22 protein-coding genes and 1 pseudogene are annotated in these 25,351 nt (G+C 65.8%); 10 read left to right on the forward strand and 13 right to left on the reverse strand.

Annotated elements, in window-relative coordinates:
- The first annotated feature begins 137 nt into the window (after positions 1-137).
- The gene (locus tag J4D52_RS19360) at positions 138-3,869 is read left to right on the forward strand and encodes an autotransporter domain-containing protein (RefSeq protein WP_102677441.1); all 3,732 of its coding nucleotides are present in this window, start codon (positions 138-140) and stop codon (positions 3,867-3,869) included.
- A gap of 197 nt (positions 3,870-4,066) precedes the next feature.
- Positions 4,067-5,182 (forward strand): Gfo/Idh/MocA family protein, encoded by a 1,116-nt coding sequence (locus J4D52_RS19365; RefSeq protein WP_102677442.1) that lies wholly within the window; start codon positions 4,067-4,069, stop codon positions 5,180-5,182.
- Between the two features lie 160 nt (positions 5,183-5,342).
- Here the strand turns inward: J4D52_RS19365 and J4D52_RS19370 are convergent, their stop codons facing one another.
- From J4D52_RS19370 to J4D52_RS19420, 11 genes are all read right to left on the reverse strand, one after another.
- Positions 5,343-6,776, reverse strand: coding sequence for an FAD/NAD(P)-binding protein (locus tag J4D52_RS19370; RefSeq protein ID WP_102677443.1), 1,434 nt, complete (start codon positions 6,774-6,776; stop codon positions 5,343-5,345).
- 14 nt (positions 6,777-6,790) lie between these two features.
- Complete coding sequence (locus J4D52_RS19375) at positions 6,791-7,558, reverse strand: ABC transporter ATP-binding protein (protein WP_009048500.1); 768 nt, start codon at positions 7,556-7,558, stop codon at positions 6,791-6,793.
- A gap of 3 nt (positions 7,559-7,561) precedes the next feature.
- Entirely contained in the window at positions 7,562-8,902 is a 1,341-nt protein-coding gene (locus J4D52_RS19380; protein WP_102677444.1) for an ABC transporter substrate-binding protein, read from the reverse strand.
- A gap of 26 nt (positions 8,903-8,928) precedes the next feature.
- A complete protein-coding gene (locus tag J4D52_RS19385) occupies positions 8,929-9,978 on the reverse strand; it encodes a branched-chain amino acid ABC transporter permease (RefSeq protein ID WP_063429961.1) in 1,050 nt (349 codons plus the stop codon).
- A 4-nt stretch (positions 9,979-9,982) separates the two neighbouring features.
- On the reverse strand, positions 9,983-10,864 hold the full coding sequence (locus J4D52_RS19390; protein ID WP_102677445.1) for a branched-chain amino acid ABC transporter permease: 882 nt from the start codon (positions 10,862-10,864) through the stop codon (positions 9,983-9,985).
- Positions 10,864-11,640 (reverse strand): ABC transporter ATP-binding protein, encoded by a 777-nt coding sequence (locus tag J4D52_RS19395; protein WP_102677446.1) that lies wholly within the window; start codon positions 11,638-11,640, stop codon positions 10,864-10,866. The genes J4D52_RS19390 and J4D52_RS19395 overlap by 1 nt, the downstream gene beginning before the upstream one ends.
- A complete protein-coding gene (locus tag J4D52_RS19400; RefSeq protein ID WP_102677447.1) occupies positions 11,637-12,626 on the reverse strand; it encodes an AMP-binding protein in 990 nt (329 codons plus the stop codon). Before J4D52_RS19400 ends, J4D52_RS19395 begins: the two co-directional genes overlap by 4 nt.
- A gap of 166 nt (positions 12,627-12,792) precedes the next feature.
- Entirely contained in the window at positions 12,793-14,211 is a 1,419-nt protein-coding gene (locus J4D52_RS19405; RefSeq protein WP_102677448.1) for an LLM class flavin-dependent oxidoreductase, read from the reverse strand.
- A complete protein-coding gene (locus J4D52_RS19410) occupies positions 14,211-14,672 on the reverse strand; it encodes an acyl-CoA dehydrogenase (protein ID WP_102677449.1) in 462 nt (153 codons plus the stop codon). Before J4D52_RS19410 ends, J4D52_RS19405 begins: the two co-directional genes overlap by 1 nt.
- A 10-nt stretch (positions 14,673-14,682) precedes the next feature.
- Positions 14,683-15,885: an SfnB family sulfur acquisition oxidoreductase gene (locus J4D52_RS19415; protein WP_102677450.1), complete on the reverse strand. Its 1,203-nt coding sequence runs from the start codon at positions 15,883-15,885 to the stop codon at positions 14,683-14,685.
- A 172-nt stretch (positions 15,886-16,057) separates the two neighbouring features.
- Positions 16,058-16,621, reverse strand: a complete 564-nt coding sequence (locus tag J4D52_RS19420; protein WP_081363235.1) for a helix-turn-helix domain-containing protein — start codon at positions 16,619-16,621, stop codon at positions 16,058-16,060.
- 15 nt (positions 16,622-16,636) lie between these two features.
- Between J4D52_RS19420 and J4D52_RS19425 the strand changes: the two are divergent.
- Positions 16,637-17,654: pseudogene (locus J4D52_RS19425) on the forward strand (DMT family transporter).
- Between the two features lies 1 nt (position 17,655).
- Here J4D52_RS19425 and J4D52_RS19430 read toward each other — a convergent pair.
- Positions 17,656-18,102, reverse strand: a complete 447-nt coding sequence (locus J4D52_RS19430; RefSeq protein ID WP_102677452.1) for a hypothetical protein — start codon at positions 18,100-18,102, stop codon at positions 17,656-17,658.
- Between the two features lie 231 nt (positions 18,103-18,333).
- On the opposite strand from J4D52_RS19430, the gene J4D52_RS19435 reads away from it, so the two are divergent.
- Genes J4D52_RS19435 through J4D52_RS19460 form a run of 6 tightly spaced genes read left to right on the forward strand, consistent with a single transcriptional unit; the run spans position 18,334 to position 24,388 of the window.
- Entirely contained in the window at positions 18,334-21,237 is a 2,904-nt protein-coding gene (locus J4D52_RS19435) for a monovalent cation/H+ antiporter subunit A (protein WP_102677453.1), read from the forward strand.
- Positions 21,237-21,581 carry a Na+/H+ antiporter subunit C gene (locus J4D52_RS19440; protein WP_003202835.1) on the forward strand — a complete coding sequence of 115 codons (345 nt, stop codon included), beginning with the start codon at positions 21,237-21,239 and terminating at the stop codon, positions 21,579-21,581. Before J4D52_RS19435 ends, J4D52_RS19440 begins: the two co-directional genes overlap by 1 nt.
- Positions 21,578-23,263, forward strand: coding sequence for a monovalent cation/H+ antiporter subunit D (locus tag J4D52_RS19445; protein WP_102677454.1), 1,686 nt, complete (start codon positions 21,578-21,580; stop codon positions 23,261-23,263). Before J4D52_RS19440 ends, J4D52_RS19445 begins: the two co-directional genes overlap by 4 nt.
- Entirely contained in the window at positions 23,260-23,748 is a 489-nt protein-coding gene (locus J4D52_RS19450; protein ID WP_025809430.1) for a Na+/H+ antiporter subunit E, read from the forward strand. Before J4D52_RS19445 ends, J4D52_RS19450 begins: the two co-directional genes overlap by 4 nt.
- Positions 23,745-24,023, forward strand: coding sequence for a K+/H+ antiporter subunit F (locus J4D52_RS19455; RefSeq protein WP_009048485.1), 279 nt, complete (start codon positions 23,745-23,747; stop codon positions 24,021-24,023). The genes J4D52_RS19450 and J4D52_RS19455 overlap by 4 nt, the downstream gene beginning before the upstream one ends.
- Complete coding sequence (locus J4D52_RS19460) at positions 24,020-24,388, forward strand: Na+/H+ antiporter subunit G (protein ID WP_102677455.1); 369 nt, start codon at positions 24,020-24,022, stop codon at positions 24,386-24,388. Before J4D52_RS19455 ends, J4D52_RS19460 begins: the two co-directional genes overlap by 4 nt.
- Before the next feature lie 127 nt (positions 24,389-24,515).
- On the opposite strand, the gene J4D52_RS19465 is transcribed toward J4D52_RS19460, so the two are convergent.
- Positions 24,516-24,953 carry a DUF3995 domain-containing protein gene (locus J4D52_RS19465; protein ID WP_102677456.1) on the reverse strand — a complete coding sequence of 146 codons (438 nt, stop codon included), beginning with the start codon at positions 24,951-24,953 and terminating at the stop codon, positions 24,516-24,518.
- A gap of 97 nt (positions 24,954-25,050) precedes the next feature.
- Between J4D52_RS19465 and J4D52_RS19470 the strand changes: the two genes are divergently transcribed.
- Positions 25,051-25,351 (forward strand): DUF2946 domain-containing protein (locus tag J4D52_RS19470; protein ID WP_207272149.1); only part of this gene is annotated, 301 nt, incomplete at its 3' end.

Raw genomic sequence — 25,351 nt, forward strand, 5'->3', positions numbered from 1 at the left:
TATTGCTCAGTAAAAACAATAAGTACACCAGGTATTTCCAAACAGCACCTTTGTTTCAGCCCATCATTTAAACCCTGCCTATTACAAGAGATCGAAACATCAGTTTCGACCAAGGACATATCTCAAGGAAAAGGAACATGGACGTAGCAGGTATCGATTCAGGCAAACGCAGCAACCCTTTAAAACCAGCTTCCCTGAGCCCTGTCGCAATGGCCATCGCCTTGTGGCTGGGCCAGGGCCAGATGGCTCTGGCAGATAATCCGCCCACCGGCTCGCCCTATACGCCCCAGGTATTGGAGGCCGCGTTCAGGAGCGCCGCTGCGTCATTCGCGCCGGGCAGCGCCGTGTATACCAACTTGCGTTTTGGTGTAGGCAATACCCTGGACCTGGCAGCCAAAGAGTTTGCCGCACAATCGACAAAGTTCGACTCGTTGCTCCAGCAGAACTACGAGTTGCAGGCGGAAAACCTGTCGATCAGTGCAATGCTCGGCGATACGAGCAAGCCACTTGATTACAACAACAATCTGGATCGCTATAAAAGCCGCCTGTTCAGCAACTCCGGCCGTTATACCCAGAACATATTCGACTTCGCCAAAGCGATTATTGCCAACCTGCCGGCGGCCCAACCTTATACCTATATAGAGCCGGGTGTGGCCACGGACCTGCACAAACAACTCAATGCCGGACAGTCATGGTCCGCCGCGACCGGCAACTGGAGCAATAACGCGCAAACCTGGAAGACTCCGGAAGCCCAGGTCAACTCCGGCCTGGACCGGACCAACGCCTATTACGCCTATGCCCTGGGTATCACCGGGAAAGGGGTAAACGTCGGCGTGCTGGACTCGGGCATCCTCAGTGAACATTCGGAATTCCAGGGCAAGAACGCCGCAGGCGAAAACCGTGTGCAGGCGGTCACCTCGACCGGCGAATACTACGCAACCCATCCGCGCTATCGGTTGGAGGTGCCTGCCGGCGAGTTCCACAAAGGTGAGCACTTCAGTATCCCGGGTGAGTACGACCCGAGCTTCAACGACGGCCACGGCACGGAAATGTCCGGCGTACTGGCGGCCAGTCGCAATGGTACCGGCATGCACGGCATCGCCTTCGACGCCAATCTGTTCGTGGCCAACACCGGCGGCAGCGACAACGACCGTTATCAAGGCTCCAACGACCTCGACTACAACGCCTTCATGGCCAGCTACGACGCGCTGGCGGCGAAAAAAGTGTCGATCGTCAACCAGAGCTGGGGGCAGAACTCGCGTAATGAGGTAGAGAACCACTTCGGCACTGTCGGCGACAGCCCGCAGGATATCCTCAGGGACATGACCGCCGCCTACCGGCCGTTCTGGGACAAGGCCCACGCGGGCCAGAAGACCTGGATGGATGCCATGGCCGACGCCGGCCGGCAGTACTCGTTCATCCAGATCATCTCTGCCGGCAACGACAGCCATGGCGCCAACCCGGACACCAACGCCAACCTCCCCTATTTCAAGCCGGACCTGGAATCCAAGTGGCTGTCCATCACCGGTTATGACGAGACCGGCGCCCAGGTCTACAACCGCTGCGGCACCTCCAAGTGGTGGTGCGTCATGGGGGTTTCCGGCATTCCGTCCGCAGGACCGGAAGGCGAGATCATCCCCAACGCCAACGGCACCTCGGCGGCCGCCCCCAGCGTTTCCGGCGCCCTGGCCCTGGTGATCCAGCGCTTTCCCTACATGACCGCGAGCCAGGCCCGCGATGTCTTGCTGACCACCTCCACCCTGCAAACCCCGGACGGCCCGGACACCCCGGTCGGCGACCGGACGGGCGGACGCACCTACGACAACCTGCAACCGGTGCACGACGCCGCTCCCGGCACCCCGCAGGTGCCAGGCGTGGTCAACGGCTGGGGCCTGCCCAACCTGAAAAAGGCCATGCAGGGCCCGGGACAGTTCGTCGGTGCACTGGCCGTGGCGCTGCCCGCCGGCACCCGCGATATCTGGGCCAACGACATCTCCGACGAAGCGATCCGTGCCCGACGCAGCGAAGACGCTGCCGAACAGGCCACCTGGAACGCGATCAAGCAGCAAAAAGGTTGGGGCAAGGGTCTACCGGCCGGGGCCTCGGCGGACGATCAATTCCAGTACGAGATCGGCATGGCCCGGGAACAGGCAACGCTGACCCGCGGCCTGGACCCTCTGACCGGCCAGACCTATGTCGGCAGCCTGACAAAGTCCGGGGATGGGGAACTGGTACTCGAGGGTCAGAGCAGCTATTCGGGCAGTACCTGGGTCCGTGGCGGCAAGCTCTCGGTGGACGGCAGATTGACCTCCAGCGTGACGGTCGATGGCAGCGCCGTGGGCACCGTCGATGCCAATAACCAGGTGGTCACCCGCATCGGCGGCACCCTGGCGGGCAACGGCAGCATCGGCAGCCTGCTGGTGAACAACGGCGGTACTGTGGCCCCCGGCCATTCGGTCGGCACCCTGCACACCGGCGACGTCACGTTCAACCCGGGTTCGGTGTACGCGGTGGAAGTCGCCGCCAACGGGCAGACCGACACCATCCAGAGCACGGGCGTGGCGACTCTCAACGGCGGACAGGTCACCCTCTCCATGGAAAACAGCCCCAACCTGCTGTCTGCGGCCCAGGCCAGCAGCTACCTGGGCCAGCAGTTCAACATCCTCAGCGCCAGCCAGGGTATCAACGGCCAGTTCGCTTCCATCGCCCCCAGTTTCTTGTTCCTCGGCACCCGCCTGGACTACCAGCCGAACCAGCTGAACCTGGGCATCTACCGCAACCAGACCGCGTTCGCCAGCGTAGCCTTGACCCGTAACGAGCGTGCCGTCGCCAGCGCCATCGACACATTGAGCGCAGGTAATCCGGTGTACGAGAGCATCCTGGCCTCCGACTCGGCGGAACTGGCGCGACAAGCCTTCAACCAGCTCGATGGCCAGGTGCACGCCGACATCGCCGCTGCGCAGATCGCTGACAGCCGTTACCTGCGTGACGCGGTCAACGGCCGCCTGCAACAGGCTCAGGCCCTGGGTACCGATATGGATATCCAGGCCAGCAGCAATGGTGGCTGGGTGCAATTGCTCGGTGGCCACAGGCAAGTCGACGCCGATCACAACGCCACGCGCTACAGCACTTCCACCACCGGCGTCCTGCTCGGCCTGGACACCGACGTCGGCGATGGCTGGCGCGTCGGTGCGGCAACCGGCTACACCAGAACCGATCTGAACGGAGCCTCCAGGACTTCCGCCGACAGCGACAACTATCACCTGTCGATCTATGGCGGCAAACGTTTCGACAGCATCGCCCTGCGCCTCGGCGGAGCCACCACCTGGCACCGCTTCGACACTTCCCGTGACGTGGTGTACGGCAACCAGTCGAGCCATGAAAAAGCCAACTACAACGCACGTACCGATCAGGTGTTCGGCGAAATCGGCTACACCCGGTGGGCGGCTTTCGAGCCTTTCGCCAACCTCAGCTACATCAACTTCCAGAACGACTCGTTCAAGGAACGCGGCGGTGCGGCAGCCTTGCATGGCAGCAAGCAAAGCCAGGACGCCACGCTCTCGACCCTTGGCCTGCGAGGTCATACGCAATTGCCGGTGAGCGCCACCCGCTCGGTGACCTTGCGTGGCGAGCTGGGCTGGGAACACCAGTACGGCGACCTGGACCGTGAAACCTCATTGAAATTTGCTGGCAGTGCGGCGGCCTTTGCGGTGAACGGCGTGCCGGTGTCTCGCGATGGCGCGGTGGTCAAGGCCGCTGCGGAAATGGCCATGAGCAAAGACACCCTGGTGTCGCTGAACTACACCGGGCTGGTGTCCGGTCATGGCGGTGGCAGCGCGGTCAACCTGGGGTTCACCTTCCAGTTCTGACCCTGCTCAGGTGATCGGCCTATGGGTGCAATGACTGTTCATTGCACCCTTTTTTATTTGCGCCCTTGGGCTTTTCCCGGTCGGGTTGCCGAGCAGCAGCGGCGCGTTACTGAAAATTTATTCTACAGATTGCAATTACCGAATTTTTATTCCATAAAGAGCCTTCCTTAAAACAACAATTCTGCAAGGGGTCGGCTATGGGTGAACTGGGAATAGGCTTGATCGGCACCGGCTTCATGGGGCGGGCCCATGCGCTGGCGTTTCGTAATGTCAGCGCGGTATTCGAATTGCCGGTGCGCCTGCACCTGGCGGCGCTGGCCGATGCCGACCGCCAGCGCGCCGAACACTGCGCCGCGGCCTGGGGTTTCGCCCGGGCCCACGACGACTGGCAACGGCTGATCGACGACCCCAGGGTCGACCTGGTGGCGATCACCACGCCCAATCATCTGCACTTCCCCATGGCCATGGCCGCCTTGCAGGCCGGCAAGGCGGTGTACTGCGAAAAGCCGCTGGCGGTCAGCGTCGAGCAGGCCGAACAGATGCAACAAGCGGCCAAGGCCGCCGGGGTGGTCACCCGGGTCGGCTACAACTATCAGCACAACCCGATGATCCTGCAGGCCAAGGCGCTGATCGACAGCGGCGAACTGGGGCAGATCCTCAGCTTCCAGGGCGAGTTCAGCGAAGACTTCATGGCCGACCCGGCCTCGCCCTTCTCCTGGCGCTGCGACCCGCAGCATGCCGGTGGCGCCCTGGCCGACCTGGGCAGCCATCTGCTGGCCATGGCGCGGTATCTGCTGGGCGAGGTCGAGGCGGTCTGCGCCGACAGCCAGACCGTACACCACCAGCGCCCGGCCAGCGCCGGCAGCCAGGAGCAGCGCCCGATCGCCGTGGACGACCAGGCCCACGCCCTGCTGCGTTTCACCAGCGGCGCCCGCGGCACCTTCAGCAGCAGCTGGCTCAAGCACGGCTACAAGAATCACCTGAGCTTCGAGATCAGCGGCACCCGCGGCACCCTGGCCTTCGACCAGGAACGCCTCAACGAACTGCGCCTGTACCGTGCCGGCGACCAGGGTTTCCAGCGCCTGCTGGCCGGGCCCGCCCTGCCCGGCTACGCCGCCTTCAGCCCGGCCCCGGGGCACCAGTTGGGCTACAACGAGCTGAAGACCCTGGAGGTGCATGAACTGATCATGGCGCTTGGCGGCCAGGGGCACGGCGGGACGGATTTTGAGGAGGCCTGGCAGGTGGAGCGGTTGGCGGCGGCGATCCGGGTTGCGGCGCGGGAGCAGCGTTGGGTGAGGGTCGAGACGGTTTGATCGTAAGTGTGATGGCGTCAGAAAGGACGCCATCGCGGGCAAGTCGGATCGCCGCCCGCTCGCTCCTACAGAAGCGCGTGTTTATCGCCGTGGCGGAAACGACGCGAACGTGTAGGAGCGAGGCTTGCCCGCGATAGCCGCGCAGCGGCGACGGTGGCGGTTACGCCAACCCCACCAACCGCGCCGCCAACGCCTTGGCCTGGCTGGCCACGTCGGTCACCGCGGTGCTTTCCCACCACATGCCGCGTAAGGGCGGCCCCATGGCGAACAGCCGGCTGCCCACCTGCCCTTCGGCGTCCACCACCGCGCCGCCGGCGTCGGCCCGGATCCCCAGGGCCAGTGGTCCCGGCTTGATCAGGCCACGGGCCAGCAGCTGCTGCGGCAATGGCCGGGCCACCCGGCGCCAGTCGTATTCGATGCCGCTGGAGTTGATCAGCGCATCCCCCGCGACCCAGCTGGTTTGCGCTTCGCCGCGGCGGCGAATGCGAATCGCCAGGCGCCCATCCGCCGAAGGCTCCAGGCCCTGGAACGAGGCGGCCTGGATGCGCAGCCGCCCTTCCCCGTGCAAACGCGCCACCAGCTCGGCGCTCAGGGGCGGCGAACGGTGGTGATGGCTTTCCCACCACGGCCGCACATGGCGCACGAACTGCCGGCGCTGCCCATCCGTGGCCTGGCTCCACAAGCGCCCGATATGGGCGCGCACCGTGTCCAGCGGCGCCTGCCAGTCCACGCCGTCCGCCAGCGCCTGGCGGCACTGGCGGCGCAGCTCGTGCAACAGCTGGCGCGGGGTGCGGATGCTGGGGTCTTCGGCGAGGAAGTCGACCCAGGCCGGTGGCTGGCGCCGCACATGGGGCAACAGGCCGTGGCGCGAGAACACCTCGATCGGCCCGCGATGCCCGGCCTGCTCCAGGGACACCACGGCGTCGACCATGGTCAGCCCGGAGCCGATGATCAGCACGGTCGCCTGCGGGTCGAGCCGGCTCATGGCCGAGACATCCCAGGGGTCCAGCGCGGCGGCGTTGAGGCCGCTGGATTCGGTCTGCGGCGTGCGCGCCGCCGGGAACATGCCAGTGGCCAGCACGGCAAAGGCGCCGCGCAGTTGCTGGCCGTCGTCGAGGCTCAGCCAGGCACCCTCGGCGTCGGCCTGCAAGTCCACCACCTCGGCGCGCACATGCTCCACTGTCGAGCCCTGCAAGGCGCCTATCGCCTGGGCTTCGGCCAGCCGCTGCTGCACATAGAGGCCGAAGATCCCGCGAGGCGGGAACAACTCGCTGACCGGCACCGGCTGCTGCTCCGACTCCGGCCAGCCGCCGGCGGCGATGTAGTCGCGCAGCCACTGGGTCAGGTCGTCGGCGTTGTCCGGGTCGACGCTCATGCGCGCGGCGTTGCCGTTCAGGGTGTGGCCCAGCTCGACGGCGCTGTAGGCCTCGCCGCGCCCCAGCTCGCTGCGCGGCTCGACCACCAGCACCTGGCGCCGGCCCGGCAGGCGCAGCAGTTGGGCGGCGAGCAAGGCGCCACTCAGGCCGCCGCCGACGATCAGTACATCGGCATCACGGGTGGCGCCGTTCGCCCGTCCGTTGGGTGTTTGGCTCATGGGGTTCTCACGGGTCAGTGTCGGCCTAGGTAGAAGTCCTGCAGATCGCCCCGGGCCAGCAGTTCATCGGCCGTTCCCGACCAGGCCACGCGCCCGGTGTCGAGTACGTAGGCCCTGGAAGCGTACTTGAGCGCCACATTAATGTTTTGTTCGGCGATCAGGAAGCTCACCCGCGCCTCGCGATTGAGTTGCGCGACGATTTCGAAAATCTCCTGGACGATGATCGGCGCCAGGCCCATGGACGGCTCGTCCAGCAGCACCAGGCGCGGCCGGGTCATCAGCGCGCGGCCGAGGGCGACCATCTGCTGCTCGCCGCCCGAGGTCAGCCCGGCCCGGGTGCCGCGCTTGGTCTTCAGGCGCGGGAACCAAGCGTAGATGCGCTCCAGGTCGGCGGCCAGTTCCCGGCGGCTCAGGCCACGGACAAAACCACCGCTGCGCAGGTTGTCCTCCACCGTCAACTGCGGGAACACATGGCGCCCCTCCAGCACATGGACCATGCCCTGGCGCACCCGCTGGCTGGGGTCGACACCGGCGCTGTCCTGGCCGAGAAAGGCGATCGAGCCCCGGCTGACCTCGGCCCGCTCGGCGCGCAGCAGCCCGGAGATGGCCTTGAGGGTGGTGCTCTTGCCGGCACCGTTGGCCCCCAGCAAAGTGACGATGCCGCCCTCGGGCACGCCCAGGGAAACCCCGGCCACCGCGAGAATCGCTCCGTCGTAGATCACCTCGATATCGCGCACCTGCAACAGGTCGTCGGCCGTGGCGGCCGGAGCGGTCTGACTCATGTGTCATTCATCCCCGGTGCAGCTGCGTGGCGTGAGGTTCTTCTCCTTGGCGAAGGCCGCCGACTTCTCGTCGATCAGCGGCCGCAGCAAGGCGCGGTCGGCGGCGATCCAGTCGCTGATCAGGGTCCAGTGGGCGCCGTCCCACTGCTGCACCCGCGCCGAACCGCCGCCCTCGTGATCGCGGCAGGACAGCTTGAGGTTCTGCATCAACCCCAGGTAACCCATGTCCTTGAGCCGGGCGTCGTCGATGTTCAGGTGCTCCAGGCCCCAGCGCCCTTCTTCGCCATTGAGCGGGCGCTTGCCGAACTTGCCCTGGGCGGTGCGGATCGCTTCGACCGCCACCGCGGCGTTCACCAGCCCGGAGTTGTAGTACACGCTGCCGAAGTTCTTCAGGTCCTTGAGGTCGCTCTTGCCCTGGTCGAGGATGTGCTGCTTGAGGCGCTGGTGGATGTCGAAATCGCTTCCCGCCGGATACGGCGTCAGCGCCAGATAGCCTTTGGCCGCCGCGCCGGCCGGCAATACGTCTTCGCTGGAGCTGGCCCAGATATCGCCGATGATGTGGTCCACCGGGAAGCCGAAGCGCGCGGCGGTCTTCACCGCCACCGGGGTCGAGACGCCCCAGGTGCGCAGGAACACCCAGTCGGGGTTCTGCTGGCGCACCTGGCGCCATTGCGCCGACTGCTCGTTACCCGGATCGGCCACTGGGATCTGGATGTTCTCGAAGCCGTATTTTTCCGCCAGCAGCTTCAGCGGGCCGAGGGTTTCCCGGCCATAGGCCGAGTCATGGTAGACCGTGGCGATCTTCTTGCCCTTGAGCTTGTCGAAGCCGCCCTCGCGCTCGGCGATGTAGTTCACCAGGGTCGAAGCCTCGCTGTAGAAGGTCAGCATCACCGGAAAGTTGTAGGGAAACACTGTGCCGTCGGTGGCCTCGGTGCGGCCGTAGCCCAGGGTGATCAGCGGGATCTTGTCGACCTCGGCGCGCTCGCTCAGGGCATAGGCCGCCGGGGCGCCGTTGGGCTGGTAGACCGCCACCGGCGCGCCATCCAGGCCGTTCTTGAAGCGCTCGTAGCACTCGATGCCCTTCTCCGCCGTCCACTCGGTCTCGCACTCCTGCCAGACCAGCTTGACCCCGTTGATCCCGCCTTCCACCTGATTGATGTAGTTCAGGTAGTCGATCATGCCGGCCCACACCTGCACCCCGCTGGAGGCATAGGCACCGACCCGGTAGGTGGCCAGCGGGAAGAACTGCTGGTCCGCCGCGGCCTGCGCCACGGGCACCGCACTGCCGAGGATCGCCAGCGTCACCGCGACGCCGGCCAGGGAAGATTTCAAGGATGCACGCATGGAGTCTCTCTACTCAGGAGTGGAATTCAGAAACGCAGCGGCCAGTGGCTTAGCCGTTGCCGGAGATTGCCCAGCAGGCGGATCAGGCCCTCCGGCTCCTTGATCAGGAACAGGATGATCAGCACGCCGAAGATGATTTTCTGCAGGTTCTGCAACTGCCCGGCATCCACCGCACCACCCGACAGGGCTTGCCCGGCGTGGCTGAGCAGGATCGGCAGCAGGCTGATAAAGGCCGCGCCGACGAAGTTGCCGGCCACGCTGCCCATGCCGCCGATAATGATGATGAACAGGATCTGGAACGAACGATTGATATCGAAGCTGCTGGCGCTGGCCGTGCCCAGGTAGGCGAAGGCCCACAGGGCGCCGGCGATGCCCAGGTAGAAGGAACTGACGGCGAACGCCAGGCGTTTGTAGCGCGCCACCGGGATGCCGATCACCGCCGCCGCGGTGTCCATGTCGCGAATCGCCATCCAGTTGCGCCCGACCTGGCTGCGCACCAGGTTCAGCGCCACCCAGGTCAACAACAGCACACAGGCCAGGGTCAGCAGGTAACGCCCCACCGGGGTGTTCAGGTCATGGCCGAACAGGCTCAGGCTGGGCGCCGAGATGGTCCCCGAGGAGCCGTAGTTGTAGAACCAGGGAAACTTGACGAACAGCCACTCCAGGAAGAACTGCGCCGCCAGGGTGGTGACCATCAGGTAGAAGCCCTTGATCCGCGAACTGGGCAGGCCGAACAGCCAGCCCACCGCCGCGCTGATCAGCCCGCCGCCGAGCAAGGCCAGGGGCAGCCCCAGCTCCGGCAGGCGCAGCAGGAACCCGTAGGTGGCAAAGGCCCCGACCGCCATGAAGCCGGCGGCGCCGACCGAGGTCTGGCCGGTGTAGCCGGTCAGCAGGTTGAGGCCGAGCCCGGCCAGGGACAGCACCAGGAACGGAATCAGAATGGCGTTGAGCCAATAGTCGTTGCCCACCAGGGGCACGCCGACCAAGGCCAGGAGCAACAGGCCGCCCAGGCCCCAGGGCAGACGTCGCGGGATCAACAGCACAGGCGCGGTGGCCTGGGTCAGGGGAATGGACATGGATTCAGACTCGCTCGATGGCGCGCTCGCCGAACAGGCCGGCGGGACGGATATAAAGGAAGGCCAGGGCCAGCACATAGGCGAACCAGGGGGTGATGCCGCCGCCGATCAGCGGGCCGATGTAGACCTCGGCCAGGTTCTCCGCGGCGCCGACGATCAGCCCGCCGACAATCGCCCCGCCGATCGAGGTGAAGCCACCGATGATCAGCACCGGCAGGGCCTTGAGCACCACCAGCGACAGCGAGAACTGCACGCCCTGGCGCGCGCCCCAGAGCAGCCCGGCCACCAGCCCGACGATGCCGGCCACGGCCCAGACGATCTGCCAGATGCGGTTGAGGTTGATGCCGATCGACAGCGCGGCCGTGGTGTCGTCGGCCACCGCCCGCAGCGACACGCCGATCCGGGTCTTGTTGAACAGCAGCGCCAGCACCGTCACCAGCACCACGGCCGTGGCCGCGGCGATCAGGTCGAACTGGCTGAGCATCAGCGGCCCGAGAAACAGCGGCACGTCATCGATGCCCAGGTCCAGCGCCCGGACCTGGGAACCCATCAGCCCCTGGGCCAGGCCTTCGATGATGAACGACAGGCCCAGGGTGGCCATGAACAGGGTGATCTGCGAACGATTGACCAGCGGCCGCAGCACCAGCCGCTCGATCAGCCAGGCGCCGGCAATCATCACCAGCACGGTCGCCAGCAGCGCCAGGACAAAGGGCACGCCCTGGTCATGCAGGCTGACGAAAGTCAGCGCGGCGAACAGCAGCATCGCGCCCTGGGCAAAATTGAACACGCCGCTGGCCTTGTAGATCAGCACGAAGCCGATGGCCACCAGCGAATACATGGTGCCGGCCAACAGGCCACCCAGCAGGGTTTCGAAGAAAAAGCCCATCAGTGCACCACCCCCAGGTAGGCGGCGATCACCTCGGGGTCGGCCTGCACTTCGGCCGGGGTGCCGTCGCCGACCTTGCGCCCGTAGTCCAGCACCACCACATGGTCGGACAGGTCCATGACCACGCTCATATCGTGCTCGATCAGCACCACAGTGGTGCCGAGGTCGCGGTTGATATCGGCGATGAAGCGCGCCATGTCCTGTTTTTCCTCGGCGTTCATCCCCGCCATGGGCTCGTCCAGCAGCAACAGGCTGGGCCCGGCGATCAAGGCCCGGCCCAGCTCGACGCGCTTTTGCAGGCCATAGGACAGGTTGCCCACCGGCACCTCGCGCTGGGCCTGCAAGTCGAGGAACTCGAGAACGCCCTGGGCCAGCTGCCGATGGGCCTCGGCCTCGCGCCGTGCCCGGGGCAGCCCCAGGGCCTGCTCGATAAAGCTGGCGCGGGTGTGCCGCGACAGGCCGCTGAGCAGGTTGTCGATCACGCTCATCTGCTTGAACAGCGCGTTGTTCTGGAAGGTGCGGCCAATGCCCCGGCGCGCAGCCTGCAAGGGGTCGATGCGCTGGAACGCCTCGCGCTCGAAGACAATCGAGCCGGCATCGAAGCGATAGACGCCATTGAGGATATTGAGCAAGGAACTCTTGCCGGCGCCGTTGGGCCCGATCAGCGCGCAGATCTCGCCGCGCGCAACGGCGAAGGACAGCTGGTTGATCGCCTTCACCCCCTTGAACGACAGGGAGATGGCATTGACTTGCAGGATGGGGTCGGCGGCGCTCATGCAATGTTCCGTTTGAATTCGGCCAGCCATACCGGCGCCGAAGGTTTCGAGGGGCTGCCGGGGGCCTGCCAGATGTAATCCAGGCGCTGGAACCCCAGGAGCCGGCGCACCCGATTCTTCAGCAGCCGTTGCAGGGGGCGGTGTGGCTGGGCAATGGCCCAGTCGCACAGGCGGCGGCGCCAACTGCCGGGAGGCGCCAGGCGGCTTTCGATGTCGTCGGCCAGGCGTTGCAGGCAAGGGCCCGAGAGCAGCAGGCCACTGGGGGCGACATCGCGGCGGTCGCGGCTGGCCGAACCACGGCTTTCCGGAAAAGCCAGGCTATGGCCGCTGTGCAGCCACTGGTGCAGCAAGACCCTCAGGCCTTCCGGCCATTGCGTGCCCTCCTCGCTCCACAGCTGCGCGGCATGGGCCGGATGCCGCCAGTAGTTCTGGCGCTGGGGCTTTTCCCGGCTGCCCAGCAGCTCGCTGAAGGCCAGCACCGGCTGGCGCGAACCCTGGGGCAGGCGCGGAACTGCCTGGTGGGCAATCAATAATTGCGGGGCCATGCTGTGTTCGCCGGCGGCGACCCAGCGCAGCAGTTGCTGGCGCGAATGCACGAAGGCATGGCTGGGGCGCAGGTTCCACAGGGCCTGGCGCAAGGCTTGCGGGTCGAGTTCATCGCTCAGGGTCAACACCTGGCCGCCCACCCGTTGCGCGGCCAGGGCCAGAAGCAGCAGGTTGGGCTCGAACAGGCCGCTCAACGCCAGCCGCGAGCCTTCGTTGAAACCCTGTTGCCGCAGGCCGTCGGCCAGGCGCTCGACATCCCGCGCGGCATCGATCCAGCGCCAGTTGTACCAATGGCCGTGGCGCTTGTGGCGCAACGCGCTGGCCAGCGGGCTGACCTGCGCCCAGTGCTGCAACAGCTCCAGGGCAGCGGGCAGCAGCGCGGTGTTTTCCAGTGTTCGTGCATCCGCCGGGGGCGAACGCTTGAGTTCATGCACGCTCATGGACTGACCTCGATTCCTTGGGCAAAAGCGTGCGGTGGTCCGCTGGCTGTTTTTTGGTTTGCACCGCACCTGTAGCCGCTGCCGCAGGCTGCGATAGGTCCGGAGGACCTCCGGCGTTAGTGCCATCGCCGCGACCGTTGCGGTCGATCGCAGCCTTCGGCTGCGGCTACAGGGCAGGTACCCGCACGGACGCCACCTGCTGCTCCTGGCGATGCCAGGCCGCCAGGTCGCGATAGGCGCTGCCAGGATGCACTTCCGGCAAGCGCGGCCCCGCGCCGAACAGCTTCTCGCGCAGGGTGCCGGGGGCGTATTCGGTCTTGTACACGCCGCGTTTCTGCAGCTCGGGAACCAGCAGTTCGACGGCGTCGACAAAGGTTTCGTGGGTCAGCGCATAGGCCAGGTTGAAGCCGTCCACATCGGTGTCCTCGACCCACTCCTGGAGCAGGTCGGCCACGGTTTCCGGGCTGCCGACGAACAGCGGGCCGAAGCCGCCGATGCCGACCCAGTCCGCCAGCTCATGGGGCGTCCAGACCTTGTTCGGGTCGGCCGTGGAGAAGGCCTCCACCGCCGACTGGATGGCGTTGGTGTGCACATGCTTGAGCGGCTCATCAGGCTTGAACTGGCTGAAGTCGATGCCGGTCCAGCCGGAAATCAGCGCCATGGCGCCCTCGTAGCTGACCCAGGACTTGTACTCCTCGAACTTGGCCCTGGCCTTGGCGTCGGTCTCGCCGAGGATCACCGTCTGCAGGTTGAAGATCAGGATCTTCGCCGGATCGCGCCCGGCCTCGGCGGCCCGGCGGCGGATATCGGCCACGGTCTTCTTCAGCAGCACCTTGGACGGCGCGGCGACAAACACGCACTCGGCCTGCTCGGCGGCGAACTGCTTGCCACGGCTTGACGCACCAGCCTGGTAGAGCACCGGGGTGCGTTGCGGCGAAGGCTCGCAGAGGTGGATGCCCGGCACCTGGAAGTGTTTGCCGAAGTGCTGGATCTCATGGATCTTGCTCGGGTCGCTGAAGATCCGTCGTTCCCGGTCGCGCAGCACCGCGCCCTCTTCCCAGCTGCCTTCCCAGAGCTTGTAGCAAACCTCCAGATATTCCTCGGCGTAGTCGTAGCGGGCGTCGTGCTCGGTCTGGGCTTTCTGCCCGAGGTTCTTCGCCCCGCTTTCCAGGTAGGAAGTGACGATGTTCCAGCCGGCCCGGCCCTTGGTCAGGTGATCGAGGGTGGAAAGACGCCGGGCGAAGGGATAAGGATGCTCGAACGACAGCGACGCGGTCAGGCCGAAGCCCAGATGCTCGGTGACCAGGGCCATGGGCGGGATCAGTTGCAGCGGGTCGTTCACCGGCACCTGGGCCGCCTGGCGGATCGCCGCCTCGCCGTTGCCCTGGTAGACGTCATAGATGCCCAGCACATCGGCAATGAACAGGCCGTCGAACTTGCCGCGTTCGAGAATTCGCGCCAGGTCGGTCCAGTATTCGAGGTCTTTGTACTGCCAGGAACGGTCCCGGGGGTGGGCCCACAGGCCCGGCGACTGATGGCCGACACAGTTCATGTCGAACGCGTTGAGACGGATTTCACGGGACATCAAACAACACTCCTGAAACTGGGCGGCACCACGCCGTTGAGGCGGTAGTTGCCGATCAACGGGTATTTCCAGCGCAACGGCTCATCCAGCGCGGCGGGCAGCGGGCTGCGCTGGCCGGTCAGCTCGAACTCGGCGTTGCTCACCGCAAGCAAGGCCTCGCGACTGGCGATGGCCGCCTCGACCTGGGCCACGCCGACTTCGGCGACATCCTGTTCCCTGGCGAGCAAGGCCTGCGCCCGCTCCTGCAAGGCAGCGGCGACTTCGACACGGATCAGCAGGTCGCCAAAGCGGCTGATCACATAAGGGTCGTCGCTGGCCCTGGCCAGGCCGCTGCCGGGCCAGGGTTTGGCCTGCTCACGGACAAAGGTGAGGGTCGACTGCAGCAATTCGCGGGCGCGGCGCAGGTCGTCGTGGCTTTGCTCGGGCTTTTCATGGGTGGTGGCTTGGCTCAATGCGTTCATGGGCGGTTCCTCAGTTCCAGGCGTGGCGGGCCGGCTTGACGCCGTTGAGCAGGAAGTTGCCGATCAGGTGGTATTTCCAGCGCGCCGGGTCATGCAGGGTGTGGGTCCGCGCGTTGCGCCAGTAGCGGTCGAGGTTGTACTTGCCGAGCACCGAGCGGGTGCCGGCCAGCTCGAACAGCTTGCTGCTGGCGAGCAAGGAGCTTTCCGCCGACAGCACCTTGGCTTGCGCCACCACCACCGAGGCCTGGGCCACTGTGTCTTCGTTGGGTTCGCGCAGCGCCTGGTCGATGGCCAGGCCGGCTTTTTCCAGGATCGCTTCGGTACCGTGGACCCGCCATTCCAGGTCGCCGATGGCGGCGATGGTGAACGGGTCCTGCCAACCGTGATCCTGGCCGCTGTCGATCCAGGGCCGCGACTGGCGCGCATAGCGCTTGGCCTCTTCCAGGGCGCCAACCGCCAGCCCAGTGTCCACCGCCGCCTGGATGATCTGCGAGATCGGCCCGTCGGCGGTGGGCTCGTCGAACGCGCGATGGGCCGGGATCACCGCACTGAGCGGCACCTGCACCGCGTCGAGGGTGACGCCGCCGCTGGCCGTGGTGCGCTGGCCGAAACCGTCCCAGCTGTCGATCACCGTCAGGCCAGGGTTATCCCGTTCAATAAAGGCGATGAACGCCTTGTTCTCCTCGTCGACCGCCACTGCCGGCACGATATGGGCGAACAAGGCTCCGGTGCAGTAGAACTTCTCGCCGTCGATCCGCGCGCCGTCGGCGTTGAAACGGATGCGGGTCTCGAAGGCGCCGGCATGCTTGCTGCCGGCTTCGGAGAACGCGTTGCCGAAGCGATAACCCTGCAGCACCTTGGCGAAGTAATAGCGCTTCTGCTCTTCGCTGGCGGTCTGCAGCAGGATGTCGAGCACGCCCAGGTGATTCTGCGGCAGCTGGCCGAGGGACGAGTCGGCGGCGGAAATGATCTTGATCACCTCCGCCACCGTCACATAGGACACCCCGGCGCCCCCGTAGGCCTTGGGAATGGTGATGCCCCACAGGCCGCTGGCGGAGAACTCGTCCAGCTCGGCGAACGGCAGGCGCCGCTCGCGATCGCGCACGCTGGCCTCGACGGCGAAACGCTCGGCCAGGGTCCGGGCAACGGCAATCGCCTCGGCATCGGAGCGAATGATATGGGCGGTTCGGGTGGGTTGAGCGGTGGCTGTCATGGCCGACTCCAGGTCCTGTCGAATGCGGAAGATCCGTTCTGACCGGGAGATTGCAGAAGTCGTGCCTAAGCCTGTAAAGCTTATAAATCAGTAAGTTGTTAGCTACTTATAAGAAACAGCATCAACTGAAAACAGGCAAAATGTTCAAGCACTGTTGCCCAGGCAACAGTGCTCAGATCACCACGTTGCGCACGAAACGCACCGCCACCGCCCCATCGTTGCGATAGGCGTGCGGCAGGTTGCTGGCGAACATGAAGAACTCGCCGCTGTCCAGGCGCCGCTCCTGCTCCCCCAGGACCAGGGTCAGGCAACCTTCGCAGACATACAGCTGCTCGCTCCAGCCTTCGGCGTCCGGTTCCGACAGGTATTGCTCGCCCGGCTCCAGGCGCCACTCCCACAGCTCCACTTCGCGGCAGGCGTTGGCCTTGGCCAGCAGCACCGCCTTGCTCCCGGGAATCAGCCCGGCCCAGGCCAGCTCGTTGATGCGGCTCGGGTCGCGGGCGTCGGGGGCCTGGATCAGGTCGCTGAAGGCCACGTCCAGGGCTTCGGCCACCCGGTCCAGGGTGCTGAGGCTGACATTCTTCTCACCGGCCTCGATGGCCACCAGCATCCGTCGGCTGACCCCGGACTTCTCCGCCAAAGCGCTCTGGCTCAGCTCGGCGGCGTGGCGCAGGCGCCGGACGTTGTGACTGACATGCTGCAGCACGGAAGCGCGCTGCCCAGGATCTTTGTGCACTATATTGCTCACTGTATGGATTTGCGCAGTATACTGCCCAACTTCGCGGCGCATTGTGCGGCCGCCCCGGGTAGCGCGCAAGGGCATGATGTCTGTGAACTCCTCCAAACCTTCCTCCTTCTTCCTCAAACTGAGCAAAGCCGAGTGCGTGCTGGTGCTGATCACCATGGTCTGGGGCGGCACCTTTCTCACCGTGCAGCACGCCATGACCGTCAGCGGCCCGATGTTCTTCGTCGGCCTGCGGTTCGCCGCGGCGGCCTGCATCGTCGGGCTGTTCTCCCTGCGCAGCCTGCGCGGGCTGACCCTGTTCGAACTCAAGGCCGGGGTCTTCATCGGCACCGCCATCATGCTCGGCTACGGCCTGCAGACGGTTGGCCTGCAAACCATTCCCAGCAGCCAGTCGGCCTTTATCACCGCGCTGTACGTGCCCTTCGTGCCGCTGCTGCAATGGCTGTTCATGGGCAAGCGCCCGGGGCTGATGCCGAGCATCGGCATCATGCTGGCCTTCACCGGCCTGATGCTGCTCTCCGGGCCGAGCGGCGCCGCGCTGGACTTCAGCCCGGGAGAAATCGCCACCCTGATCAGCACCGTGGCCATCGCCGCGGAAATCATCCTGATCAGCACCTACGCCGGCCAGGTCGATGTGCGCCGGGTCACAGTAGTACAACTGGCCGCCACCTCGGTGCTGTCGTTCCTGATGGTGGTGCCGACCCAGGAAGCCATCCCGGACTTTTCCTGGCTGCTGCTGGCCAGCGCCCTGGGCCTGGGCGCCGCCAGCGCGGCGATCCAGGTGGCGATGAACTGGGCGCAGAAAAGCGTCTCGCCGACCCGCGCCACCCTGATCTACGCCGGCGAACCGGTGTGGGCCGGGCTGGTCGGGCGCATCGCCGGCGAACGCCTGCCGGCCCTGGCCCTGCTGGGCGGCGCGTTGATCGTCGCGGCGGTGATCGTCAGCGAGTTGAAGACCAAGGGTAAAAGCGCTGTGGCGGTCGAAGCGGATCGGCTGGATGAAACCGCGGATTCGCAACGCTGAACTAACGCGGCAACGATTCGACAATGGCCGCCAGCTCCTGCCGGGAGAGCTGGCCGGCCCGCACCGCGGCGACAATGTCTTCTCGCGTCATCACTGCTTTGTCCGAGGCCTGCTCGGGATCGACACTCCATAACCACAAGGGACTGATCGACGCCTGACCCGGCCAGAAGGCCTTGGGCAAGGCTTCCTGAGCGATAACGCCCTTGTGATAGAAGTACGCCAGGTAGCGGCCATGGCCCTCGGCAAAGCCGGTGTCGTAATAGAGCACGGTGCCGGCTGGCAAGGCCGCCGCTGTCTGCCCCTCGATCGACAAAGGCTCCAGGGTCTTGAAGCTCGTCATGCCAGCAGTGGGTCCGGCCAGGGTCAGCCACAGCCAGGCGATCCAGCCGCCAAGGGCCATCAGCAGCAGGCTGGCGAGGGTTTTGCGGGTAAAGGTTCCGAGGGTCATAAGGGGCCTGTTGCTTCCTTTCAAGCGGGTCCACGACCATAACACCGCGCGTAGCGCTTTGTTGTCATTCACGCCGGGCAAACTGCCATGACTTTCGCGCCATCCGGCTTTTTGTCCCCTGCCTTGAACACTGGCCGAAGGGGTTTTGTAGGATCCTGCCACAGCTTCAAGGTTGGTGATCCCAGAGTCGGCACGTATGATGCATCACAATTTCCCGCAGATTAGAAGCCTATGTCCCTGATAGTTCTACTGCTTCTGCCTTTTATCGGCAGCTGTCTGGCGGCCTTGCTGCCGCACAACGCGCGTAACACCGAGTCCCTGCTGGCAGGCCTGGTCGCCTTGGCCGGTACCGTGGCGGTGGCTTCGATGTACCCGCAGATCGCCCATGGCGGCGTGATCCGTGAAGAGTTCAACTGGCTGCCCAGCCTCGGCCTGAACTTCGTCCTGCGCATGGACGGCTTCGCCTGGCTGTTCTCCATGCTGGTGCTGGCCATCGGCACCCTGGTGTCGCTGTACGCGCGCTACTACATGTCGCCGGAAGACCCGGTGCCGCGCTTCTTCGCGTTTTTCCTGGCCTTCATGGGCGCCATGCTCGGCCTGGTGATTTCCGGCAACCTGATCCAGATCGTGTTCTTCTGGGAACTGACCAGCCTGTTCTCCTTCCTGCTGATCGGCTACTGGCACCACCGCTCCGACGCCCGGCGCGGCGCCTACATGGCGCTGATGGTTACCGGCGCGGGGGGCTTGTGCCTGCTGGCGGGGGTCATGCTGCTCGGCCATGTGGTCGGCAGCTACGACCTGGACAAGGTCCTGGCTGCCGGAGATCTCATCCGAGCCCATGCCCTCTACCCCATCCTCCTGCCCCTGATCCTGATCGGCGCCCTCAGCAAAAGCGCGCAGTTCCCCTTCCACTTCTGGCTGCCCCACGCCATGGCCGCGCCGACACCGGTCTCGGCCTACCTGCACTCGGCGACCATGGTCAAGGCCGGGGTCTTTCTCCTCGCCCGCCTCTGGCCGTCGCTGTCCGGCAGCGAAGAATGGTTCTGGATCGTCGGCGGCGCAGGGGCCGCGACCCTGGTGCTGGGCGCCTACTGCGCAATGTTCCAGAACGACCTCAAGGGCCTGCTGGCCTACTCGACCATCAGCCACCTGGGCCTGATCACCCTGCTGCTGGGCCTGAACAGCCCGCTGGCCGCGGTGGCCGCGGTGTTCCATATCCTCAACCACGCCACCTTCAAGGCCTCGCTGTTCATGGCCGCCGGCATCATCGACCACGAAAGCGGTACCCGCGACATCCGCAAGCTCAACGGCCTGATCAAGCTGATGCCATTTACCGCCACCCTGGCCATGGTCGCCAGCGCCTCCATGGCCGGCGTGCCGCTGCTCAATGGTTTCCTGTCGAAAGAGATGTTCTTCGCCGAGACGGTGTTCATCAATTCCACCGCCTGGGTCGAGGCCGCCCTGCCGGTGATCGCCACCATCGCCGGGACCTTCAGCGTCGCCTACTCCCTGCGTTTCACCGTGGATGTGTTCTTCGGCAAACCGGCCGAAGACCTGCCGCACACGCCCCACGAGCCGCCGCGCTGGATGCGCGCGCCGGTGGAGCTGCTGGTGTTCACCTGCCTGCTGGTGGGGATCTTCCCGGCGCAGATGGTCGGCCCGCTGCTGGCCGCGGCTGCCCTGCCGGTGGTCGGCGGCACCTTGCCGGAGTACAGCCTGGCGATCTGGCACGGCCTGAATGCGCCGATCATCATGAGCCTGATCGCCATGTCCGCTGGCATCGTGCTCTACTTGCTGCTGCGTGCCCCGCTGGTGCGCGGCCACTTCGCCTACCCGCCACTCATTGGCCGCTTCAACGGCAAGCGCCTGTTCGAGCGCAGCCTGGTGAGCATGATGCGCCTGGCCCGGCGCCTGGAGCGGCACATCAGCACCAAGCGCCTGCAGACCCAGCTGTTCCTGCTGGTGCTGGTGGCGGTGCTGGCCGGCCTGATCCCGATGCTCTACAGCAACCTGAGCTGGGGCGACCGGCCGAAGATCCCGGGCTCCATCGTCTTTGTCACCCTCTGGCTGCTGGCCATCGCCTGCGCCCTGGGCGCCGCCTGGCAAGCCAAGTACCACCGCCTGGCAGCCCTGACCATGGTCAGCGTCTGCGGCCTGATGACCTGCGTGACCTTCGTCTGGTTCTCCGCGCCGGACCTGGCCCTGACCCAGTTGGTGGTGGAAGTGGTGACCACGGTGCTGATCCTGCTCGGCCTGCGCTGGCTGCCACGGCGGATCGAAGACGTCTCGCCGCTGCCCAGCAGCCTGCCCAAGGCCCGTGCCCGGCGCCTGCGCGACCTGCTGCTGTCGATCGCCGTCGGCCTGGGCATGGCCGTGCTGTCCTACGCCATGCTGACCCGCCAGACCCCCAACGACATTTCCTCGTTCTACCTCAGCCGCGCCCTGCCGGAAGGCGGCGGCAGCAATGTGGTGAATGTGATGCTGGTGGACTTCCGCGGCTTCGACACCCTGGGCGAGATCACCGTGCTGGCAGCCGTGGCCCTGACCGTGTTCGCCCTGCTGCGGCGCTTCCGCCCACCGAAGGAAAGCATGCAGCTGCCGGCCCAGCAGCGCCTGCTGGCGCCCGACGTGGTCACCGACCTGGTCAACCCGCGCCACGCCAGCGACACCGCCCTGGGCTTCATGATGGTGCCGGCGGCGCTGGTGCGCCTGCTGCTGCCGATCGCCCTGGTGGTGTCGTTCTACCTGTTCATGCGCGGCCACAACCTGCCGGGCGGCGGTTTCGTCGCCGGCCTGGTGATGTCGGTGGCGTTCATCCTGCAGTACATGGTCGCCGGCACCCAGTGGGTCGAGGCCCAGATGAGCCTGCGGCCTCTGCGCTGGATGGGCACCGGCCTGCTGTTCGCCACCCTGACCGGGCTCGGCGCCCTGGCGTTCGGCTACCCGTTCCTGACCACCCATACCCTGCACCTGGACCTGCCGCTGCTGGGCGATATCCATATCGCCAGCGCGCTGTTCTTCGACATCGGCGTGTATGCCGTGGTGGTCGGCTCGACCCTGCTGATCCTCACCGCGCTGGCGCACCAGTCGGTGCGTGCCCAAGTCAAACCCCAAGCCAAGCCAGGAGCCGCCTGATGGAAGAAGTGATTGCAATCGCCATTGGTGTGCTGGCGGCCTCCGGCGTCTGGCTGGTGCTGCGGCCACGGACCTTCCAGGTGGTGATGGGCCTGTGCCTGCTGTCCTACGGGGTCAACCTGTTCATCTTCAGCATGGGCAGCCTGTTCATCGGCAAGGAGCCGATCATCAAGGACGGCGTGCCCCAGGATCTGCTGCACTACACCGACCCGCTGCCCCAGGCGCTGGTGCTCACGGCGATCGTCATCAGCTTCGCCATGACCGCGCTGTTCCTAGTGGTCCTGCTGGCGTCCAGGGGCCTGACCGGCACCGACCATGTGGATGGCCGGGAGCCCAAGGAATGAACCTGATGCCGCACCTGATCGTCGCGCCCATTTTGCTGCCGCTGCTGACCGCCGCGGTGATGCTGATGCTCGGCGAAAAACATCGCCCGCTGAAAGCCAAGATCAACCTGTTCTCCAGCATGCTCGGCCTGGGCATCTCCGTGCTGTTGCTGTGCTGGACCCAGCAGACCGGCGTGCCCGGCTCCGTCGGCGTGTACCTGCCGGGCAACTGGCAGGTGCCGTTCGGCATCGTGCTGGTGGTCGATCGCCTGTCGGCGCTGATGCTGGTGCTCACCGGGATCATCGGCGTCAGCGCCCTGCTGTTCGCCATGGCCCGCTGGGACCGCGCCGGGGCCAGCTTCCACGCGCTGTTCCAGATCCAGCTAATGGGCCTGTACGGCGCCTTCCTGACCGCCGACCTGTTCAACCTGTTCGTGTTCTTCGAAGTGCTGCTGGCCGCCTCCTACGGCCTGATGCTCCACGGCTCGGGCCGCGCGCGGGTGTCCGCCGGCCTGCACTACGTGGCGATCAACCTGCTGGCCTCGTCGCTGTTCCTGATCGGCGCGGCGCTGATCTACGGCGTCACCGGCACCCTGAACATGGCCGACCTGGCGCTGAAGATCCCGCTGGTGCCGGAAGCCGACCGCGGCCTGCTGCATGCCGGTGCGGCGATCCTGGCGACCGCGTTCCTGACCAAGGCCGGCATCTGGCCGCTGAACTTCTGGCTGGTGCCGGCCTATTCCTCGGCCAGTGCGCCGGTGGCGGCGATGTTCGCGATCATGACCAAGGTCGGCGTCTACACCCTGCTGCGCCTGTGGACCCTGCTGTTCTCCGGGCAGGCCGGGGCCTCGGCCTACTTCGGCGGCGACTGGCTGATCTACGGCGGCATGGCGACCATCGTCTGCGCGGCCCTGGCGATCCTCGCCGCGCAGCGCCTGGAGCGCATGGCCAGCCTGAGCATCCTGGTCTCGGCCGGGATCCTCCTGGCGGCGATCGGCTTCGCCCAGCCCAGGCTGATCGCCGGCGCGCTGTTCTACCTGGTCAGCTCGACCCTGGCCCTGAGCGCGCTGTTCCTCCTGGCGGAACTGATCGAGCGCTCGCGCTCGGCCAACGAAATCCCCCTGGACGACGAGGTCGAAGCCCTGCCCCGGCCCCAGGAGTCGCTGCAACCGCCACCGGGCACCAACCTCGACGACGAGCGCAAAGCCGTGGTCGGCCAGGTGATTCCCTGGACCATGGCCTTCCTCGGCCTGAGCTTCATTGCCTGCGCGCTGCTGATCATCGGCATGCCGCCGCTGTCGGGGTTCATCGGCAAGCTGAGCCTGATCGGCGCCCTGCTCAACCCGCTGGGGCTGGGCCAGGCCACTGACGCGCCGCTGTCCGGCGCCGCCTGGGGCCTGCTGGCCTTGCTGATCCTCTCCGGCCTGGCGTCGCTGATCGCCTTTTCGCGCCTGGGCATCCAGCGCTTCTGGACCCCGGAAGAGCGGCCCTCGCCAGCGCTGCGACGTTTCGAGTGCGTGCCGATCGTTGCCCTGCTCGGGCTGTGCATGCTGTTGACCCTCAAGGCCGAGCCGCTGCTGCGCTTTACCCAGGCCGCCGCCGACAGCCTCAACGACCCGCAGCAGTATGTGATGGCCGTGCTCGGCACCCGGGCGGTCCCCAGCCCCGAAGCCCAGGCGGCATTGCAGGAGGTGCAGCCATGAAGCGCCTGTTCCCTGCTCCCTGGTTGTCGCTGGCGCTGTGGTTGCTGTGGCTGGTGCTGAACCTGTCCGTCAGCCCCGGCAACCTGCTGCTCGGTGCCCTCCTGGGCTTCTGCGCGCCCTTGATGATGCGCCCGTTGCGCCCGCTGCCGATCCGCATCCGCCGCCCCATGACCATCCTGCGCCTGCTGCTGGTGGTCGGCCGCGACGTGCTGCTGTCGAACCTGGCCGTGGCCTGGGGCGTGCTCAACGCCGGGCGCCGCCCGCCGCGCTCGCGCTTCGTCAAGATCCCCCTGGAGCTGCGCGACGCCAACGGCCTGGCCGCGCTCTCGACCATCACCACGGTGGTGCCGGGCACGGTGTGGTCCGAGCTGTCCCTGGACCGCAGCATCCTGTTGCTGCATGTGTTCGATCTGGACGACGAAGCGGCTTTCATCCAGCACTTCAAGACGACCTACGAGCGTCCGTTGATGGAGATCTTCGAATGAGTGCCCTGCTCACGAACGCGATCCTGCTCAGCCTGTTCCTGTTTTCCGTGGCCATGGTCCTGACCCTGGTCCGGTTGTTCAAGGGCCCCTCGGCCCAGGACCGGGTCCTGGCCCTGGACTACCTGTACATCCTGGCGATGCTGATGATGCTGGTGCTGGGCATCCGTTATGCCAGCGACACCTACTTCGAGGCGGCGCTGCTGATCGCCCTGTTCGGCTTCGTCGGCTCCTTCGCCCTGGCCAAATTCCTCCTGCGTGGCGAGGTGATCGAATGAATGCCGTCAATGAACTGTCGTGGTGGATCGAGGTACCGGTGGCGATCCTGCTGGTGCTCGGCAGCGCCTTCGCCCTGATCGGCGCGATCGGCATCGTGCGCATGAAGGATTACTTCCAGCGCATGCACCCGCCGGCCCTGGCCTCGACCCTGGGCGCCTGGTGCGTGGCCCTGGCGTCGATCCTGTATTTCTCGGGGATGAAATCCGCGCCTGTGCTGCACGCCTGGCTGATTCCGATCCTGCTGTCGATCACCGTGCCGGTGACCACCCTGCTGCTGGCGCGGGCGGCGCTGTTCCGCAAGCGCATGGCCGGCGACGATGTGCCGGCGGAAGTCAGCAGCCGGCGTAGCGAAAGCGGCAGCTGAGTTCTTCAGCGCCTGGACATACGTCATCGCGGGCAAGCCTCGCTCCTACAGGTCGGTGTGATCTTGTAGGAGCGAGCGGGCGGCGATCCGACTTGCCCGCGATGCTTTTCAGCTTTTCGCTAGCAACTCAGTTCCAGGCCACCACCAACAACCCCGCCCCCAACACCACGCACAGCGGTGAATAGAACAAGGTGTCCAGCCGGGCGAACTTCGACTCGCTGACCTCCTTGAAGAACCCCACCAGGTTCGAGTCGCCGATGGCCCGGGCGAACATCAGCAAGGCCATCGCACTGATCACCCATTGCAACGCCGGGTGGCTCACCGTCGGCAAATACAGGCCCACCCGCAAGCACACCAGCATCGCGATCAGCAGCAAGCCCACCGCCACCAACAGGGTGGCAAACCCCGAGGGTTTGAACGCCGGTTCCAGCTCACCCGGCGTCCTGCCCGGCACCTGGGGGATCGCCGCCTCGCTGCCGCGCTTGCCGCCGGCGGCCCAGTACAGGTGGATCAGGCTGATCAGCAGGAAGGCTCCTGCCATCCATTGCGCGATCAAAACATTCATATGCAAACGTCCATGGCAAAAAATGTTGCTGAAGAATGGACCCGCTCGCGCGTTTTTGTAAGTACGTTCGTCGCCTGCGATGGTAAAGTGCCGCCCCATGAAATTAGCCCGAACCGATCGCTCGCTCGTTGCCTGGATGCTCTATTGCTGCGTCCTGTTCAACGTGTTCGCCTGCAGCATCGGCCACGGGCAGATGGTCGGCCAGCAGCTCAACGGGATCGGCGGCCAGTTCTGTACGGTGGACCCGCGCACCCAGGCGCCGGTCTCCTCCAACCCGGTCGACGAATCGCTGCCGACCCTGTCCAAGGCCTTCGGTTGCCCGCTGTGCTCCACCGGCGGCATGGGCCCGGCGTTCAACTCCAGCCTGACCCTGGCGATCCTGCCGCAGCACCACAGCC

This window comes from Pseudomonas sp. GW460-12-10-14-TSB1, assembly GCF_017349775.1.
GTDB lineage: Bacteria > Pseudomonadota > Gammaproteobacteria > Pseudomonadales > Pseudomonadaceae > Aquipseudomonas > Aquipseudomonas piscium.

Coding starts and splice junctions, on each gene's coding strand:
- J4D52_RS19360 (WP_102677441.1), top strand. CDS start 138: ATGGACGTAGCAGGTATCGATTCAGGCAAACGCAGCAACCCTTTAAAA.
- J4D52_RS19365 (WP_102677442.1), top strand. CDS start 4,067: ATGGGTGAACTGGGAATAGGCTTGATCGGCACCGGCTTCATGGGGCGG.
- J4D52_RS19370 (WP_102677443.1), bottom strand. CDS start 6,776: ATGAGCCAAACACCCAACGGACGGGCGAACGGCGCCACCCGTGATGCC.
- J4D52_RS19375 (WP_009048500.1), bottom strand. CDS start 7,558: ATGAGTCAGACCGCTCCGGCCGCCACGGCCGACGACCTGTTGCAGGTG.
- J4D52_RS19380 (WP_102677444.1), bottom strand. CDS start 8,902: ATGCGTGCATCCTTGAAATCTTCCCTGGCCGGCGTCGCGGTGACGCTG.
- J4D52_RS19385 (WP_063429961.1), bottom strand. CDS start 9,978: ATGTCCATTCCCCTGACCCAGGCCACCGCGCCTGTGCTGTTGATCCCG.
- J4D52_RS19390 (WP_102677445.1), bottom strand. CDS start 10,864: ATGGGCTTTTTCTTCGAAACCCTGCTGGGTGGCCTGTTGGCCGGCACC.
- J4D52_RS19395 (WP_102677446.1), bottom strand. CDS start 11,640: ATGAGCGCCGCCGACCCCATCCTGCAAGTCAATGCCATCTCCCTGTCG.
- J4D52_RS19400 (WP_102677447.1), bottom strand. CDS start 12,626: ATGAGCGTGCATGAACTCAAGCGTTCGCCCCCGGCGGATGCACGAACA.
- J4D52_RS19405 (WP_102677448.1), bottom strand. CDS start 14,211: ATGTCCCGTGAAATCCGTCTCAACGCGTTCGACATGAACTGTGTCGGC.
- J4D52_RS19410 (WP_102677449.1), bottom strand. CDS start 14,672: ATGAACGCATTGAGCCAAGCCACCACCCATGAAAAGCCCGAGCAAAGC.
- J4D52_RS19415 (WP_102677450.1), bottom strand. CDS start 15,885: ATGACAGCCACCGCTCAACCCACCCGAACCGCCCATATCATTCGCTCC.
- J4D52_RS19430 (WP_102677452.1), bottom strand. CDS start 18,102: ATGACCCTCGGAACCTTTACCCGCAAAACCCTCGCCAGCCTGCTGCTG.
- J4D52_RS19435 (WP_102677453.1), top strand. CDS start 18,334: ATGTCCCTGATAGTTCTACTGCTTCTGCCTTTTATCGGCAGCTGTCTG.
- J4D52_RS19440 (WP_003202835.1), top strand. CDS start 21,237: ATGGAAGAAGTGATTGCAATCGCCATTGGTGTGCTGGCGGCCTCCGGC.
- J4D52_RS19445 (WP_102677454.1), top strand. CDS start 21,578: ATGAACCTGATGCCGCACCTGATCGTCGCGCCCATTTTGCTGCCGCTG.
- J4D52_RS19450 (WP_025809430.1), top strand. CDS start 23,260: ATGAAGCGCCTGTTCCCTGCTCCCTGGTTGTCGCTGGCGCTGTGGTTG.
- J4D52_RS19455 (WP_009048485.1), top strand. CDS start 23,745: ATGAGTGCCCTGCTCACGAACGCGATCCTGCTCAGCCTGTTCCTGTTT.
- J4D52_RS19460 (WP_102677455.1), top strand. CDS start 24,020: ATGAATGCCGTCAATGAACTGTCGTGGTGGATCGAGGTACCGGTGGCG.
- J4D52_RS19465 (WP_102677456.1), bottom strand. CDS start 24,953: ATGAATGTTTTGATCGCGCAATGGATGGCAGGAGCCTTCCTGCTGATC.